At 45.9% G+C, this 15381-nt stretch carries 14 protein-coding genes and 2 pseudogenes; 7 read left to right on the top strand and 9 right to left on the bottom strand.

Going from position 1 to position 15381, the window contains the following annotated elements:
• Positions 1-304 precede the first annotated feature (304 nt).
• The 5 genes and pseudogenes from HA45_RS28365 (at position 305) to HA45_RS20915 (ending at position 6191) form a co-directional block, all read left to right on the top strand.
• Positions 305-1570: an SIR2 family protein gene (locus HA45_RS28365; RefSeq protein WP_244563498.1), complete on the top strand. Its 1266-nt coding sequence runs from the start codon at positions 305-307 to the stop codon at positions 1568-1570.
• A gap of 71 nt (positions 1571-1641) precedes the next feature.
• Positions 1642-4140, top strand: a complete 2499-nt coding sequence (locus HA45_RS20900) for a hypothetical protein (RefSeq protein WP_244563499.1) — start codon at positions 1642-1644, stop codon at positions 4138-4140.
• 190 nt (positions 4141-4330) lie between these two features.
• A pseudogene (locus tag HA45_RS20905) lies at positions 4331-4554 on the top strand (phospholipase D-like domain-containing protein); the annotation flags it as partial.
• A 28-nt stretch (positions 4555-4582) separates the two neighbouring features.
• A complete protein-coding gene (locus HA45_RS20910) occupies positions 4583-4840 on the top strand; it encodes a hypothetical protein (RefSeq protein ID WP_100701738.1) in 258 nt (85 codons plus the stop codon).
• A 187-nt stretch (positions 4841-5027) separates the two neighbouring features.
• Positions 5028-6191, top strand: coding sequence for a DUF1173 family protein (locus HA45_RS20915; protein WP_240629209.1), 1164 nt, complete (start codon positions 5028-5030; stop codon positions 6189-6191).
• 108 nt (positions 6192-6299) lie between these two features.
• On the opposite strand, the gene HA45_RS20920 is transcribed toward HA45_RS20915, so the two are convergent.
• The 3 genes from HA45_RS20920 to HA45_RS20930 form a co-directional block, all read right to left on the bottom strand.
• Complete coding sequence (locus HA45_RS20920) at positions 6300-6599, bottom strand: helix-turn-helix domain-containing protein (protein WP_034822938.1); 300 nt, start codon at positions 6597-6599, stop codon at positions 6300-6302.
• Positions 6596-6946, bottom strand: coding sequence for a type II toxin-antitoxin system RelE/ParE family toxin (locus HA45_RS20925; RefSeq protein ID WP_034822940.1), 351 nt, complete (start codon positions 6944-6946; stop codon positions 6596-6598). The genes HA45_RS20920 and HA45_RS20925 overlap by 4 nt, the downstream gene beginning before the upstream one ends.
• A 959-nt stretch (positions 6947-7905) precedes the next feature.
• The gene (locus HA45_RS20930; RefSeq protein WP_240629210.1) at positions 7906-8082 is read right to left on the bottom strand and encodes a phenolic acid decarboxylase; all 177 of its coding nucleotides are present in this window, start codon (positions 8080-8082) and stop codon (positions 7906-7908) included.
• Between the two features lie 211 nt (positions 8083-8293).
• Between HA45_RS20930 and HA45_RS20935 the strand changes: the two genes are divergently transcribed.
• Positions 8294-9640, top strand: coding sequence for a hypothetical protein (locus HA45_RS20935; protein WP_100701739.1), 1347 nt, complete (start codon positions 8294-8296; stop codon positions 9638-9640).
• Positions 9641-9860: 220 nt separating this feature from the next.
• Here HA45_RS20935 and HA45_RS20940 read toward each other — a convergent pair whose 3' ends face one another.
• The 5 genes and pseudogenes from HA45_RS20940 to HA45_RS28370 all read right to left on the bottom strand — a co-directional run bounded on the left by HA45_RS20940 (position 9861) and on the right by HA45_RS28370 (position 13286).
• Positions 9861-10607, bottom strand: coding sequence for an HNH endonuclease family protein (locus HA45_RS20940; protein WP_100701740.1), 747 nt, complete (start codon positions 10605-10607; stop codon positions 9861-9863).
• A gap of 37 nt (positions 10608-10644) precedes the next feature.
• The gene (locus tag HA45_RS20945) at positions 10645-11595 is read right to left on the bottom strand and encodes an AAA family ATPase (RefSeq protein WP_158087328.1); all 951 of its coding nucleotides are present in this window, start codon (positions 11593-11595) and stop codon (positions 10645-10647) included.
• Positions 11592-11786, bottom strand: a complete 195-nt coding sequence (locus HA45_RS29180) for an AAA family ATPase (protein ID WP_128599035.1) — start codon at positions 11784-11786, stop codon at positions 11592-11594. Before HA45_RS29180 ends, HA45_RS20945 begins: the two co-directional genes overlap by 4 nt.
• A gap of 265 nt (positions 11787-12051) precedes the next feature.
• Positions 12052-12735, bottom strand: a pseudogene (locus tag HA45_RS20955) (RES family NAD+ phosphorylase); the annotation flags it as partial.
• Positions 12642-13286: a hypothetical protein gene (locus HA45_RS28370; RefSeq protein WP_128599037.1), complete on the bottom strand. Its 645-nt coding sequence runs from the start codon at positions 13284-13286 to the stop codon at positions 12642-12644. The pseudogene HA45_RS20955 and the gene HA45_RS28370, both read right to left, overlap by 94 nt.
• Positions 13287-13579: 293 nt before the next feature.
• Between HA45_RS28370 and HA45_RS20965 the strand changes: the two genes are divergently transcribed.
• Complete coding sequence (locus tag HA45_RS20965) at positions 13580-14221, top strand: hypothetical protein (RefSeq protein ID WP_100701743.1); 642 nt, start codon at positions 13580-13582, stop codon at positions 14219-14221.
• 351 nt (positions 14222-14572) lie between these two features.
• Here the strand turns inward: HA45_RS20965 and HA45_RS20970 are convergent, their stop codons facing one another.
• Positions 14573-15271: a hypothetical protein gene (locus tag HA45_RS20970; protein WP_100701745.1), complete on the bottom strand. Its 699-nt coding sequence runs from the start codon at positions 15269-15271 to the stop codon at positions 14573-14575.
• Positions 15272-15381 lie beyond the last annotated feature (110 nt).

Genomic DNA, 15381 nt, shown 5'->3' on the forward strand with positions numbered 1-15381 from the left:
TACGAAGGGCACGTTTTAACATCCTCTGAACACTGGTGAGGATGTGGGTAGATGCCCATGATTCCTATGACGATGAAGGGCTAAGCCCCAAATATAAAGGACCTCAATTAGCGAACTGCGGACATTGCTAACAGCGTTCTGAGTGAAGTAATAGGGGGCAGGTCAGAGGATCGGTTACCAGTGGAAGTGGAGATCCTTCCTCGTCAATTATGTATATTGTTTTACTTCTGTTGCATCAGCCTTCATAAGGTTTCAAAGAATTTTCGGCTAGAGTGCAAGGCAGATCGAGTTAGGAGCATAAGGAATGCAATTTATAACAAACGGCCCTGACATTCCTGAGTCTCTTTTGCAGGCTCATGAGGAAGGTCGAGTGGTATTTTTCTGCGGTGCGGGCATCTCATATCCTGCGCGTCTGCCGGGCTTTGAAGGGTTGGTTAAGGAAATTTACCGACTGAATGGAACAAAACCTTCGGAACTTGAACAAGCTGTATTGGATCGGGGGCAGTATGATGCCACATTAGATCTTCTTGAACGTCGTTTGCCCGGTCAGAGACTTACCGTTCGCCGCGCACTTGTGAGTGCACTGAAACCAAACACCCGCATCAAAGGTGCCGTAGATACTCAGGCAGCGCTGTTACGTCTGGCACGTAATCGTGAAGGGTCACTAAAACTGGTCACAACGAACTTTGACCGTATTTTTCACGTAGCCGCCAAACGTACTCGCCAAACCTTCCACGAATATTCATCCCCTATGTTACCTATTCCCAAAAATAGCCGATGGGATGGACTGGTCTTTTTGCATGGATTGATACCTGATAAGCCTGATGATACAGCCCTGAACCGGCTGGTTGTTACCAGTGGCGATTTCGGACTGGCATATCTGACTGAACGCTGGGCTGCTCGTTTTGTAAGTGAGTTGTTCCGAAACTATGTGGTTTGTTTTGTGGGGTACAGTATCAATGACCCTGTATTGCGCTACATGATGGATGCATTAGCGGCTGACCGTATGCTGGGTGAAATTACCCCGCAGGCCTGGGCTCTGGGGGATTGTGAACCTGGACAGGAAGAGCAAAAAGCCAATGAGTGGGAGGCTAAAGGTGTTACCCCTGTTCTCTATAATGTTCCGGCCGGTAGCAGAGACCATTCTGCCTTACATAAAACCCTACATGCCTGGGCAGATACATATCGTGATGGGGTCCAGGGAAAAGAAGCGATAGTTGTCAAACATGCTCCCGCACGGCCACAGGATACGACGAGGCAGGACAATTTTGTCGGGCGGATGCTGTGGGCGTTATCGGATAAATCAGGATTACCCGCGAAACGCTTTGCTGATTTCGATCCCGTTCCTTCACTGGACTGGTTACTGGAGACATTCAGTCTTGAGACTCTTGGGCATGAAGATCTAGCCCGGTTTGGTGTCCCTCCTCAGGAAAAGGTGGATACGAAGCTTCGATTTAGTCTGGTCCGACGCCCCGCTTCTTACACACGCGCACCATATATGTGTCTGGCCTCATGGGGCTCGACCGATAGTCAATGGGATGATGTGATGACTCACATTTCCCGTTGCTGATACGCCATCTGGACGACCCCCGACTGATTATCTGGATAGCCGAGCGAGGAGGACAACTTCATGAACGCTGTATGTGGCTGATTCAGCAAAAATTAGACAATCTTGCTACTCTGAAGCTAAACGGGAAGGTCGCTGAACTGGATGAAATTCGTTTAAATGCCCCTAAAGCTGTTCCTGGCCCCCATATGTGCACCTTATGGAACCTTCTACTCAGTGAGCGGCTAAAATCAGCTGGATATAATTCTGATCTCTATAGCTGGTTTAGTCGGCTTAAAATAGACGGCTTAACCACTACAATGCGTTTGAAATTGCGCGAGTTACTGTCTCCAAAAATTTTATTGAGGAAGCCCATTCGTTGGGATTACGGCGTAAGTGACACTGATGAACCACTCAGCATCAGACACTTAGTTGATTGGGAACTGGTACTCGCCGCAGACCATGTGTACTCCACTCTGGACGAAGAGGCTAAAGGCAACTGGAATACAGCTTTACCTATCCTGCTGAACGATTTTCAACAGCTTTTACGGGATGCGCTGGATCTTTTGCATGAGCTGGGTGAGGCTGATGAGTTTAGAGATCGTTCATACTGGGATCTTCCATCCATTACCCCACACTGGCAGAACCGGGGATTTCATGATTGGGTTAGTCTAATTGCGCTGCTGCGGGATTCATGGCTCGCAGTTCGGGCTAATGACATCCCACGTGCAGCAATCATTGCGCAAGGATGGATTGAACTCCCTTATCCTACCTTCAAGCGACTGGCTCTCTTTGCTGCCAGCCATGATAACTGTATCTCTTCCGAAGAATGGGTTAAATGGCTGTTGAGCAATGATTCATGGTGGTTGTGGTGTGTTGAGACCAAACGGGAAGTCAACAGGTTGTTTGTGTTACAGGGGAGGCATCTGAGCGGACTCGCGCAGGAAAATCTAGAAACCGCAATCCTTGCTGGGCCACCACGCAGAATGTATCGGGATAATCTTGAGGATGAAAGGTGGCAATCTATTACTGATCATTCTGTCTGGTTGCATCTGGCTAAACTAAAAACTTCTGATCTGGAACTGGGAGAATCGGCAACGGCACGACTGGCAGAATTATCCAACAGGTATCCAGCGTTTAAGCTGGCTGACAACGAGCGTGACGAGTTTTCTCACTGGATGAGTGGGACAGGCGATCCGGATTATGAGGACAGCCAGAACATTGAACCGGCCCCCCGAAATCGACAGGAGTTGGTTATATGGCTCAAAAAAACCGAACCTAAACAACGACCTATTTACGAAGATACCTGGAGAGATGTTTGCCGTACTCGATTCTTTCATAGTGCGTATGCACTTTGCGATCTGGCCAAAAGTGATATCTGGCCCCCTGAACGATGGCGTGTAGCTCTCCAGGCTTGGTCTGATGATGGTCTGGTGTCACTCTCGTGGCATTATGTTGCACCTGTGGTCCAGACCATGCCTGATCATTTTCTTAAGGAGATTATCCATAGTGTGGCATGGTGGATGGAAACGGCTTCTAAGGTTATAAACCACCACAAAGATATACTTATCGGACTCTGTCGCAGAATACTGGCATTACCACTTGAAGCTGGTACCGATGCAAATATTGTCAGCAACGGCATTAAATCCTACAGTCCGGTCGATGCTGCGATAAATCACCCCATCGGACATGTTACTCAGATTCTGGTCAACCTGTGGTTCAAGCAAGATCCAAATGATAACGAGCAACTGCCCGATTATCTCAAGTCCATTTTCAGTGCGCTGTGTGATCCTGATATCGAGCGATTTATACATGGGCGGGTGTTGTTGAGTTCACAGCTAATTGCACTTTTCCGTGTAGACCGCCCCTGGACAGAACAATATCTTTTACCATTCTTCAACTGGGACAATCCGTTTGAGGCGAAGTCCGTTTGGGAAGGCTTTCTCTGGTCGCCTCGCCTTTACCAGCCATTGATGACGGCCTTTAAATCTCAATGCCTTGATAGTGCAAACCACTATGCAGAACTCGGCGATCATCGTCAGCAATACGCAACTTTCTTAACATACGCAGCATTAGGCCCGACAGCGGATTACACAACCGAAGAGTTTCGTACCGCTTTTAACGCACTTCCGTCAGAAGGTCTTGAAAAGTGTGCTCTGGCACTCTGTCAGGCGCAAGAAGGGGCGGCTGACAAGAGAGAAGATTATTGGAAAAATCGAGTCCGGCCATTGTGGCAAAACATCTGGCCGAAATCCCGGGATCTGGTCACTTCTCAAATGACTGTTTCACTGGCCCGGCTAATCATTGCTACTGGCGACGAATTTCCCTCTGCTTTGGATGACGTACATAACTGGTTGATACCTGTTGAACATCCATATTATGTCGTACACCGGCTACTTGAATCGGGACTGTGCACGCGCTTTCCTGCCGAAGCAGCATTGCTACTGGGTTACGTAATTGCAGGTGAGAAACGCCAATGGTTATCTGAAGAGTTGGGTACTTGCCTTGATGACATTATCCAGGCTGCTGCAAACCTTGAGCAAGACGTGCAATACTCACGGCTAAGAGACTATTACAGGAGGAACAGAGCCTAATAGGCGTTCGATAAATAATCCTATGTAACAGTCAGCAAGAGTTCCAATGTAGCTTTAGTGACGTCCGCTTCTGGCAGACAGCAGCCCCTCAAACAGGCATCACTCAGCCATCAGCGGAGCTGAAAATTTTTGTTGGCGATGGTCAAGTAAAATGCAAATGGGTAGTCAAGTAATATGCAATTACGCAGACGTCCGCCTTAATGGCTTGTACAGCATCATGCATAATAAGTTCATGGTGACCGACGGGAGCGCGGTGGAAACCGGCTCATTTAATTACACGTCTTCTGCCGAAAAAAGAAATGCGGAGAACGCGCTGGTCATTCAGGATGAACCCGTTATTGCTCGTCTGTATCAGGAAGAATTTACCGGCTCTGGAATGAATCCTTGCCGGTGACCTGTCCGCGGATTGAATGAAATAAATCTACAGGCGAGGGAAAATAATATGACAACGTATGAAACAGTATTATTCCTGACCGCCGGTATTGTCTCCGGCATCTTCCCTTTTATTCTGTCCGCTTACAGCGGAGGAAGCAGGACGATTATTCTTCAGATTATTGCAGGCCCGCTGGCTGCCATTGCGTATCGCGGGCTTGCCAGCGTTACTCAGCCTGACGTGCTGGCTCTCTCACTGTGTGCGGGACTGGTGCTGCTGACCGCTGTACTCTTCCGGATCAACCGGGGTGAAAAGACAATCGCATGACTGCGGCGCGGGGAGGCTCAGCTTATGGCGGCAAAGAAAATATACCCCGTCCGGTTCGCCGGGCTGCGGGGCACGCGGGAGTGCGATGCGGCGTGCCGTACCGCTGACCCGGAGCAGTGGCAGCGCTGGCTGAAACACGCGCGCGATAATAAGGCTACCACGGTAGTGACCTGCCTGTGCCAGGCCGGTGAGGAAGACACGCAGCGCCGGCGCCTTAAGGTACATCTGTCACAGAAAACGGACCAGTGCTGGCTCGCCTCATGGGCCTTCTCCGGGCACGAGCACGCACGAGCACGCACCAGACTGCCGCTTTTACTCCGTCTGGCCGGACGAAAGGCAGGCCGCTATCTATGCGCCCGACGTGGTAAAAGCCGCGGCGGATGGCCTGCTTGTGGTCCGCCTGCCCACCGGCCTGCAGAAGAAAGACGCTCAGGAAAGAAAACCGGAAGCGATCCCGGTCAGCACCGGACCCGTTAAGCGACGACGGCAGCCCTCGATGCGCCTGCTGGGGCTGCTGCATCTGCTGTGGGAGCAGTCCGGCATCAACGTATGGCACCCCGCGTTTGACCGGAAAAAACGCTATCCCGGCTGGGTCAGCTGGCGCCTTAATGAAACGGCCGGACGCATCCGCATCGGCCGGATTCCGCTGAGACAGTCGCTGATGCTGATGGCCATGAAAGATTCCCCACAGGTGGCAGAGAACCGCCGGATTGCTAAGGAAGCCGCCAGAGATTCACGGCGGCTCATCATCATTTCTCAGCTGGCCGCGTGGAGCGATGCGGCCGATGAACGGCTGCAGTACACGCTTCCGCTGGGGCTGTTTGCAGGCTTTCCCTCACTGGACCTTCCTGATGACGTCAGGGCCCGCCTCAGCAGGAGCTTTACGCGTGAGCTGAGAGACTGGCGCCAGGGTGCCCGGGTGATGATTATCTGCGAAACCGAGCCGCCGGAAACCGCTTTTATCCGCAAAGACGGTCGTAACGTGCCGCGCAGCAGCTGCAGGATAATCGACGCGGCGCTGATGACCGTCAGCCCGCGCTATATTCCGCTGAACTCCCGCTATGAGGGAATGGTCGAGGCACGGCTGTGGGAGGAAAAGCGCGCGTTCATCAAACCGCTGCGCTACGACGGTGAAGAGGACGTTTTTCCGGACTTCGTGCTGACCGATGTGCCGGGAACGGAAGCGCTCCCCATGGAAGTGTTTGGCATGAACACACCGGAGTATCTGCAGCGTAAGCGGGTCAAAGCAGCAATATACGACCGTGAATACGGTGCTGGCAGGTGGTGGCAATGGGAAGCGTCAGGCGATCATGGGAGCCATTACATGCCTGAATTCCCCTCAAAGAAATAGCATTATGATTTAAAAATGGATGTGTATTAATATTAATTTAATTATTTTCTGATACTGTTTTCAGCGTATCTGTCTGGCCCGAATCAGGCCAGACTGTGAATGTGCGTATCAGATGTGAAAGGCTATGCGCTTCCCGGTTGGCAGCTCGACATCAAGACTGAGTTTACCTCCCATCGCCTCAATGTACCGCTTGAGCGTAGCAACCTTCAGGTCGTTTCCACGCTGCTCCAGTTGTGTAATGGCAGGCTGGCTGATACCCATGGCTTCAGCTACGTTTTTCTGTGACAGCTGCAATTCCTCCCGCATCATCTGTAACCCGGTTTCAAGGATCATCTCGTCAGCGATATCCTGGATGCGGGCCTGACTCTCAGGAGAGCGTGCAGCAATTACTTCGTCAAGCGTTCTCATTTTTTCCCCTCCATTGTGTTCAGGTGCGCAGTAAACTCATCATCGGCGATACGAATCATGCGCTCGTAAAATTTCTTGTCGTTACTTTTGTCACCAGCACAAAGCACGATGGCCCGTCGGGTCGGATCAAATGCAAAGAATGCCCTGACCGGTATACCGCCATACTGTACGCGGAGTTCTTTCATATTCTTATGACGGGAACCCTTGACGGTGTCGGCATAAGGCCGGGACAAAGCCGGGCCGTACGTCCTTAAATTAATAAGGTCGGCCAGAACCTTTTCCTGCAGGCCGTCTTCCTGTTCATCCAGCCAGGCGTCAAAGAGATCGCCAAAGAGTACTGTCCACATAGTGCGTCCTATAAGTTACAGCTTATAGATACTGAGATTATAAGCTTTAGCTTATTCCGTCAAGGGCGCACTGGTGTAATAAAGTGGTACCTGTCTGGGTAATGACATTTCGCCTTCTGCAGGGTACTGAGCCTTTATCTCTTAGGGCCATATGCCAGATACTTGTGATTCCTAATTGCAGAAAAAGAGCAATTACGGTGGCTGCCCAACAGCGAAAATAAGCTCTGGTTCAGCCTCTTCTGTCGCACTGCTTGATGTATAGATGCAAACTGTAAGTTACCCGACAGGCCACCCGGATGGGTGGCTTTTTTCATGGCAATTGCTATAGCCAAGGCTTGACTACGGGAAACAGGTCACCGATTTACTGATGATTTTTTATATAAGGTCGGATGCAGGACTTGCCCAGATTCACAAAGTGTCTTAACACTGGATCGCAGAACGGCAAGCAATCTGGTCTTACAATAGTGTCCTGTATTATAGTTAAATTATTGATATTTAACATAAATAGTATTTTGCGCCATTTTTTGTTGCTCTAATACGTGGTTATCGCCGAGCGATATTTTTGAAATTACAGCCTCGATTCAAATCATTTTTGTATTGTGGACCTAAAGATGATTAATCATTTTAAGGATGAACATTTCCCCACAACCATTAGTATTAACTAAAACATAAAACTCATTCTGTTTAGGCTTCGCTTGTGGCGACGGGCCGCCGCAGTGGATTTCGCTGAGATCAGCTGCTATTTCCTGTCTTATCTGAATTTTTTTGGACATTATCTGCAATGTAGCAAAAGAAGCGCGGCAGCTTGTACGAATCAGCCTGAATTAATGTTATAATGTGATTATTAACATCTATCTTAATCAATAAATTAATCGGCAGGCTGTTTGAGATTATGTACGTTGCCGTGGGAGCGACCCTTTCTAAAAGAAGGGGCCGCCTTCATCATTAACTAGATCTTTTTATTTATTATCAAAAAAATCTGACGGAAGCTGACCAGGTGGCATGTTGATGACCTCATCATTGTCAGGGCCTTCATTTTTCATATACGTTACTTTTGAAAATTCAGGAATAACAACATATCGGGTCTTTGCATCTCTGCGTAACGGTTGTGGGTCAAGAGCTGTGATAGAGTGCATCGACAGTTATCTCTCCATGTGAGGTTACTGTGTCTAATGCCTTTTTTAAAAGGCGAAAGCCCTGTAATGCAATTAAAAAAACTGTATGTACAGAATGAAACCACTTCATCCGTATTTTTCAGGCGCAGTGTTATCGACAGTAAATGAAAGATACAGTTTTTATGCAGTCAGGTTAACGACGTTGTGTTAATTTTTTCAGGAGAATAGCAGAATGAATGACTGGAAGTTTTATTTCAAAACTGAGGGGCTGGACCGGGAGTTTTATGAGGAAGAGGTCGAACATCGTCATTTATCTGTTCAGGATCAGTCACGCCTGCCGGATCTCCCCCCTCCGGAAGTTTACTTTCGTCAGATGGGGGTGGGCCTGAGAGAATTGATGGGTGACCGGTTCCCAGACGCAAATCAGACTGGTCTGACCCGGCCAACAGAAATCACTGTCATGACTTATACCGTTATGAACTCGTTCTCCTCAGATGTACTGGAAATCATAAAAAACGCTGCCAGTAATCCTTCAATCAGTATTTTCTTCTGTTATTACGAAAGCCTCAAAAAATATGAAATTGAAAAGCAGATAACAGGCGTAATAACGGCTTTTGAAAGTTTATTTGCATGTAGAAATAACGTTAAAGTGAAAATCGTCGTCAATCCCCATACACACATAAAATTGCTTCAGGTTGATGATTCCTTATATATGGGCTCAATGAACTTCAGTTCGACCGCAGATGCAATAAACATGAGTACTCTGCAGGATACCCGGCTCAGCTATCATAACCATGAAGTCTTGTTTCATTATGAGGGCGGCGGGAGAGACTTTACTCACGTTATTGCAAAAAAGATTGAAGACATGAGCGAATCCGTTATCTTTGAAGTCTGCAGCACTTCCTATAAAGATGAAATCATAGCCGGGCTGAAGAAGTGTACAAAGAAAACCATTGGCATGGGGAAGGAAATAAGGAAAAAACAGGATCTTTCTCTGCAGAAAGAGAATCAGGCCAGGTTTCTTAAAGTGGTAAGCAGTTACATTTCACAGGGGGTCAGGGAGGTCCTGAATATAAATAACCATCTGAAATTGTTGGAAGAAGTCTTCGCCGATGATGAGGTCGAACAGACCATCGATTATTTTAAAAACCACAGTGCAGAATCATTTATCGGTGCCCTGCTGAGCACGACGAGCGCTGGATTTATCATCCTGACAACTCAGAATGACATCATCGATGATGAAGATGAAGATGAAGATGAAGATGAAGATAATTTTGAAGACACCTGGTTCATAGAATATCTGGCTGAAATTGCGGAGTCATATACGGAAGATCTCAGAGCGCTGATTACTGATGAAAATGAAGCTCTGGAAAAGGTATCAGAAGACAGGCTCGATTATGACGATGGCGAAGGTGAAGTGCCCCTGGGTAAGAAAACCTATAAAAGTTATAATGAAATGATGAGTAATAATAAATCAGAGGTTCTGACGGCATTGAAGCACCTTATTGATGAGCTGGCTCTTTTTATCATCGATCAAAACCGTTATAACGTTTCGTTCTTTATTAAAAGTCCGGTATAAAAAGAGTCAGCTTTATCTGCCAGCGCCGGAATATTATCAGGCGTGCCACCTTGTTTCAGAGTATCCGGTGGCCGCTGTGCACACCTCACTGCGCACCCACCGTAACGGATACCGGTATCAGCTTGGTGCCGCAGGTTCATCTGAACTCAGGCATCCTCTTCCTTGTGATATTATTTTCAGTACCAGGCATCCAGAGTAAAGTGCCTGGCCGGTATCCTCATCATCTATGGTCTGGAAGACGTATAGCTTGCGAGTCAATGTGAAGCTCCTGCATGAAGTCAGTCCACAGATTATGACGCTGCATATGAGTCCTTAACTGCTCATAATCATCTGAATCGTGCAATATGGTTGCTGAAACTGCAGAGAATTGCGCCGTTTTCTGACATTCACCCAGTATGGCTTCAACCATATTCTGAAGATTATTTTTGCGCCTAGTACTAGGCGAATGAAGATACCATTCAAGCTTCTCAAGAGCATCTTCGAGGCTGCTTTCAATAACTTCTCCAGCCTTGCAGCGCGGAATATACTTATGCTCTCTGTGATTAAAATTTAGTGTGCTTATTGTCATTTCACCTAAATAGGTACGCCCTTTGATACGATATCCCCTCATATAAATATTAACAGAAGGAACATCATGGCACGGATTTATAATGGGCTCTAAAACAACGTCATGGCTGTGCTTTGAACCATTGCAATGACGGCACGACGGCAAAAGATTTTCCCATTGAATAACATCATCCGGATAAGTTTTTTTATCTTTGAAATGCTCAACTTCATTGTAGGTACTTGCTTCTTCAAGTATAACTTCACAAAAAGCGCATTTACCGCTACTAAGAGAAAGACAGGCATCTTTAACTTCCGGATGATGCCAAACCGGAGTGCCATTCTTTTTAAATTTATCAGTTAATTCAGAAAGGTTTTCTCTACTGAAAAACTCAGGGGTAAAATTTCTTTCTAATTTTATCATTTTCCTTCCCTGCTCTTGACAGACATAAGACTTATTTTCAGGGATTTGCGCAGTACACTGTTCTGATGTAAGGCAGCATCAAGATAATCATAGATTTTTTTGCTTCATCGAAATCTTCTGCATCCACAAACCTGTCAAAATCATCAAGTTGATGCTGCAATTTTCTGCTCAGAGTGCTCTCCATGCCCATAATATCCAGCAAAACTTCTTCAACTGTCCAGGCTGAGTAACCAAAACCATTATCAGGTAAGTTTTTCATGCAAACCTCACCGTTATCAGCGTAAACTAACGCCATGATTTGATGTGATTTTGCATTCTGAACAATATGAGGACTATGAGTCGTAACGATAAACTGAGCTGACGGGAATGTTGTGGTCAGAGCGTCAGTTATTCTGGCTTGCCACTCAGGATGGAGATGTAGTTCCAACTCGTCGATAAGGATGACTCCATCGAAATCAGGAGCATAAAGTTCCTTTTCAGGAAATCTGAGCTCAATTTCCTTAATGATGCCTAATAAAAGACTAAGACACGACTTAAAACCAGATGAAAGATATTCATACCATATTTCTCCTGAAGGAGTATTTACGTAAATATCATAACTTCTGGGATCAACGCGACTGAATGAAAAATTAATATCAAGTATAGAAATGCATTTTTTTGCGAGATCAATATTTTTTAAAATGTTAGGTGCATATCCCGGCTCAACCTTTTCAAATAAAATTCTTTTTGCGAGCCAGTCTTTAATATTGTACAGGTTGACGCCCGTGTTCAGTTGCTGAGAAACTTCGCTGTCATCAATATGCCTGTCAGCACTGATAGAGCCCAGCCCCTGATAATCAAAATTTCTGTTTATTTCAAACTTAATCAGCTTTCTTCTTTCAAAGCTATCATGGTGATGGTGGTTTGCGTGATCCTGCGGTAAATAACTCGTCACTTCTGTTACACGTTCATACTCCTTCCCTTCGTCTTCTAATTTTAACTCAATCAACCCCCTATCCGCGCCGATATTTTTTTTACCTTTAATGATGCCCCCCAGATAAAGGGAAAGGAAGCGGCAAGAAGAACTGTAGACTTACCTATTCCATTGGGGCCACAAATTATGTTCATGTCAGGCTTAAATTCCAAATCGAGGTTTTTTATACCTCCAATCCCTCTTATCGTAAGTCTGGTAAGTTTCATATTAATCCATTATTTTCGTTTCGGCAGTGGCCAGATGGAAAGCTCGCAGTCATATTATACCCGAGTTGGTAGCCTGCAAGTACAACCCGGATGACACTTGTCGCGCACACCTCTGACTGATCGTGGTGATATCCGTTCATATTATTCCTTTCCATACCAGGTGTGCAACGCAGACTACCTGGTGCTGCAAAGACTTACGTAATACGAGCGTCCGAGGGTGAGTTTTACCGCGGCAGAGCACTCAATAAGCGCATCATAACTGCTGTCAGCTTTTAGAGACTATTGGATGGCCAAGTCTAACTGGATACTCCGCGGTTTGGAACATCACACCTTTGATTCTGTAAAAAACAATCCCACTGGCATCCAGTTGCAATGCATAGTCTTTCAACTTGAAGCTGTTACTTCTTTTTAAAAATATATCTTTTGAACCATGCTCTATTTTATTAATTACGGGTTCTATCCATGAGTGAGATCCTTCGTCATCATATTCGTACTCGAACAGGTTTACCGAATATTGCTGCATGTTATGATCTGAATTCTGTACAGAAGATGATTTACTGAATAGAACAATATTAAAGGGATTTGAGTTCTCATTTTTTTCTTCGGTTTGTTGTGTTGACTTAAAACTGAGTCCATCGAGTTCACAGGCAACAGAAACAGAAAGATATTCTGCCACCGCCTGAGTAATCAAATACTCGCTATCTGCGTTTCCCGAAACGGGCAGCGTCAGTTTGTGTGACAGCTTTCTCAGAAATGACGCTGTACCCATTTTTTCTTCCATGTCGGGATCGAACAAGCTTCCGCTGACCTGTACCAGACCGTCCAAGGCGGACATTTCGAGGATGCGCAGTGGTCTCAGAGGGATAAACTTTGCCACAACAACATAACTTCCCACGGCGGGTCTGACTTCAGCAGTCGCAATTTCCGGGGTAGTAGCCCCGTAAAAACGGGGATCCCCTGCGCGTTCATGCGTCCGGACATTGCCAGAGGATGCGGTGGGGGTCCGAAGTGCTTCTCCGGATGCTGAAGCGCCTTCTCAACCTCCTCGTAGCTGTCAAATTTTCTTGCCCTGAAAATAGGCGTTCTGCTGTCAATGAAGGTTACGGCATTTCTGCCCTCTATTGTCCTCAAGGTGTCCAGTTCGCTAAAGATTTCCTCAAAAAAAGTCTTTACGTTATTATTAAAAAAACGCGCTTCACTCTGAAGCGAAAACTTTACTTCATCCCATTTTTTTTCAAGTAAACCTGAAGTGAAGTCTGTTCTTTTATATACGTAATCATCGTTATAGGTCATTTCCATTTCATAAATATCGTTGTATTCTTCTTTCAATGCCGCGTGAATGTCTTCTGCAATATCCCCTTCAACCTCTAAATCATCGGAAATAGTATCTTCAGCTGGATTCCCCAGACTGTATCCGCGATAAATATCACCGTCAGATCGCGATTGATAAAACAGTTGGAACACCCTGTGCATGGCTTCAACCAGCTCACTAAGCGGCACCGTTTTTTTCTGCTATGACAGTAGCTACACCGCTCTTCAGAACTGCCATTTTTCTTTATCTCATTACTGACATACGAATCCCCCACGCAACCGTGGCAGATGAATTTTTCCTCGCCCATTTCACTTCCCCGAATTTCTTCCTGTGAGTTACAGAATACGCCTGAAACCTCTTTTTGACATTTTCCACCATCGGCCAGGCATCCAGACAAGAGTGCCCGGTAGACACATTTGGCCTAATTCCATACTCTGTGAATTAAAAAAAACCTGACCGAGACCAGCTTTAAGGAGCTACGATGACAGCAAGCCTTGTAAATCTGATAAAAGCCCGCCTTATTCAGGCTGACCTGAAAGAGATTGATCGCGTGTTTGAAGAAAGCGGCTTTGGCAACCTTTTTACCATGGTGCTCTTTAAACAGGCACTGATCTCAGTTGCGAACCTTGTTGATTTCGAACTTACAGTAAGGACAATATATCGGGAACACCCTCAACTTTCGGTGCGTTACCGGCAGTCTGTTAATGAATTCGAATTCGCTAAGTATCTGAGAAACAAATTTGTTGGGCACATAAAACCTGAGTTAATTGAAAAAGCGATTGAGTGGCGGCCCGAGATGCGCTTTTTTCTTGATAAGATGTCAGATAACCACGCAATGGCATTTTATAACCAATGGATTCTCGAAACAGCTATTAACAGCTACGTGAAACTGGATGGCACACATAAAATATTTAGCAGTGAAACCGCTCTCGATTATCCTCCTGATAATACTCACTTTTTAATTTACATGACAAAAATAATCAAGGATGGGATCTCATATCTGGAAGAGTTGATTGCTTTAATGAATATTGATTATGAAACGCTGTGCAATCCAAAACCTGAAGAGAAACTGTTGCTTGGAATAACCGCCGGGAAAACGAGTTTTGAGTTTATAAAAAAATAGGGCATGCAGGATTTGGTCACTACGTGATAAACCTGTGAGTGAAATTTTACTCTACATAAGAAAAGGAAGTTATATGAGTAACTTCCTTTTATGTTTATGTTTCATCCGCGAGTAAGAGGTTAGTATCAGGATTTCTTGGGCGGAATTTTCGGCCCGTTTGCCGGGGCAAACGTCCGCTGCGGAGAGGTCGTAGGCGCCGTCTGTTTCCCGTATTCTCTCGGCTGAAGACCCGTAACGTTTTGACGGTGCCCCCGCGGCACGCCTTCTGTCATTAACTGATTTACAGAGGTAGGCAGCTGATATCCATCACTTTTTACCTGACGACCATCCATTGCGACTGCATGAAAAACATTATTCTGCGGCTGGGTTTTCGGATCCTGATCCTTTGACATCTTTAGACACCTCTATAAAGTTTTCAAAAATTACCATTTTGCCGTACTCTTTTGACAGATACATAAAATTCGTCATCCAGAGCTTTTCTCCAGTCTCCGCATGCAAAACCGTTACGTTTTCCAGGCCGAGTTCCTGAGTTTTGTCACTTTCGTTATAAAGAAATATTGTTCCGTTGAGCAGAAGATTATCTTCATGAAGGAGTGCATAACAACTCCCGCCGTTTTTATGAAGAATTTCAAGAGAGCGGATATAGGCGTTATCATCGCCATACTTATTAGATATGCCTTTCCTGAGCAAAAACTCATGCAGCGTTCTTCGGGTTGACACAAACACAGTGAAGAGTCCTAGCGGAACAGAAAGAAATCCACCCCATAATATTTCCAACGGATTTAATGTTATTTTTTCTTCACCGTTCGCCACAGACCATACTGAAAGCAGATACCATTCTATAGACTTGGTATCTTTTATTCCATGAAGGAACTGATATCCCGAAATAAGCCCCTGCATCACCAGGTATGTCGTTATTCCAAAAACAATCGACATCAGAATGTAGCGAAAGGAATCCCAGGTTTTGTGCTGCGTGTAGGTATCATAAATCAATGCCATAATGACGCCGGGGATCATGATAGCGACAAGCGAAACGGTCAGAGCGTTCATTATTATTCTCTTTAAGATTTTTCCGAACATTTTAGCATCATTACGGGGAGACGTAGTAGGAGCGTGTTTTTGTCGTTGCAGCTATTTCTTCGCATACCAGGTACTGAGAG

Source organism: Pantoea rodasii (assembly GCF_002095465.1).
GTDB lineage: Bacteria > Pseudomonadota > Gammaproteobacteria > Enterobacterales > Enterobacteriaceae > Pantoea > Pantoea rodasii.

What these genes read in the sequence shown, in the direction of transcription:
- HA45_RS20940 (WP_100701740.1), bottom strand. Translation starts at nt 10,607, where the DNA reads ATGATAAAATTAGAAAGAAATTTTACCCCTGAGTTTTTCAGTAGAGAA.
- HA45_RS29180 (WP_128599035.1), bottom strand. Translation starts at nt 11,786, where the DNA reads ATGAAACTTACCAGACTTACGATAAGAGGGATTGGAGGTATAAAAAAC.
- HA45_RS20970 (WP_100701745.1), bottom strand. Translation starts at nt 15,271, where the DNA reads ATGAACGCTCTGACCGTTTCGCTTGTCGCTATCATGATCCCCGGCGTC.
- HA45_RS20965 (WP_100701743.1), top strand. Translation starts at nt 13,580, where the DNA reads ATGACAGCAAGCCTTGTAAATCTGATAAAAGCCCGCCTTATTCAGGCT.
- HA45_RS20910 (WP_100701738.1), top strand. Translation starts at nt 4,583, where the DNA reads ATGACAACGTATGAAACAGTATTATTCCTGACCGCCGGTATTGTCTCC.
- HA45_RS20935 (WP_100701739.1), top strand. Translation starts at nt 8,294, where the DNA reads ATGAATGACTGGAAGTTTTATTTCAAAACTGAGGGGCTGGACCGGGAG.
- HA45_RS20930 (WP_240629210.1), bottom strand. Translation starts at nt 8,082, where the DNA reads ATGCACTCTATCACAGCTCTTGACCCACAACCGTTACGCAGAGATGCA.
- HA45_RS20900 (WP_244563499.1), top strand. Translation starts at nt 1,642, where the DNA reads ATGTGGCTGATTCAGCAAAAATTAGACAATCTTGCTACTCTGAAGCTA.
- HA45_RS20920 (WP_034822938.1), bottom strand. Translation starts at nt 6,599, where the DNA reads ATGAGAACGCTTGACGAAGTAATTGCTGCACGCTCTCCTGAGAGTCAG.
- HA45_RS28365 (WP_244563498.1), top strand. Translation starts at nt 305, where the DNA reads ATGCAATTTATAACAAACGGCCCTGACATTCCTGAGTCTCTTTTGCAG.
- HA45_RS20925 (WP_034822940.1), bottom strand. Translation starts at nt 6,946, where the DNA reads ATGTGGACAGTACTCTTTGGCGATCTCTTTGACGCCTGGCTGGATGAA.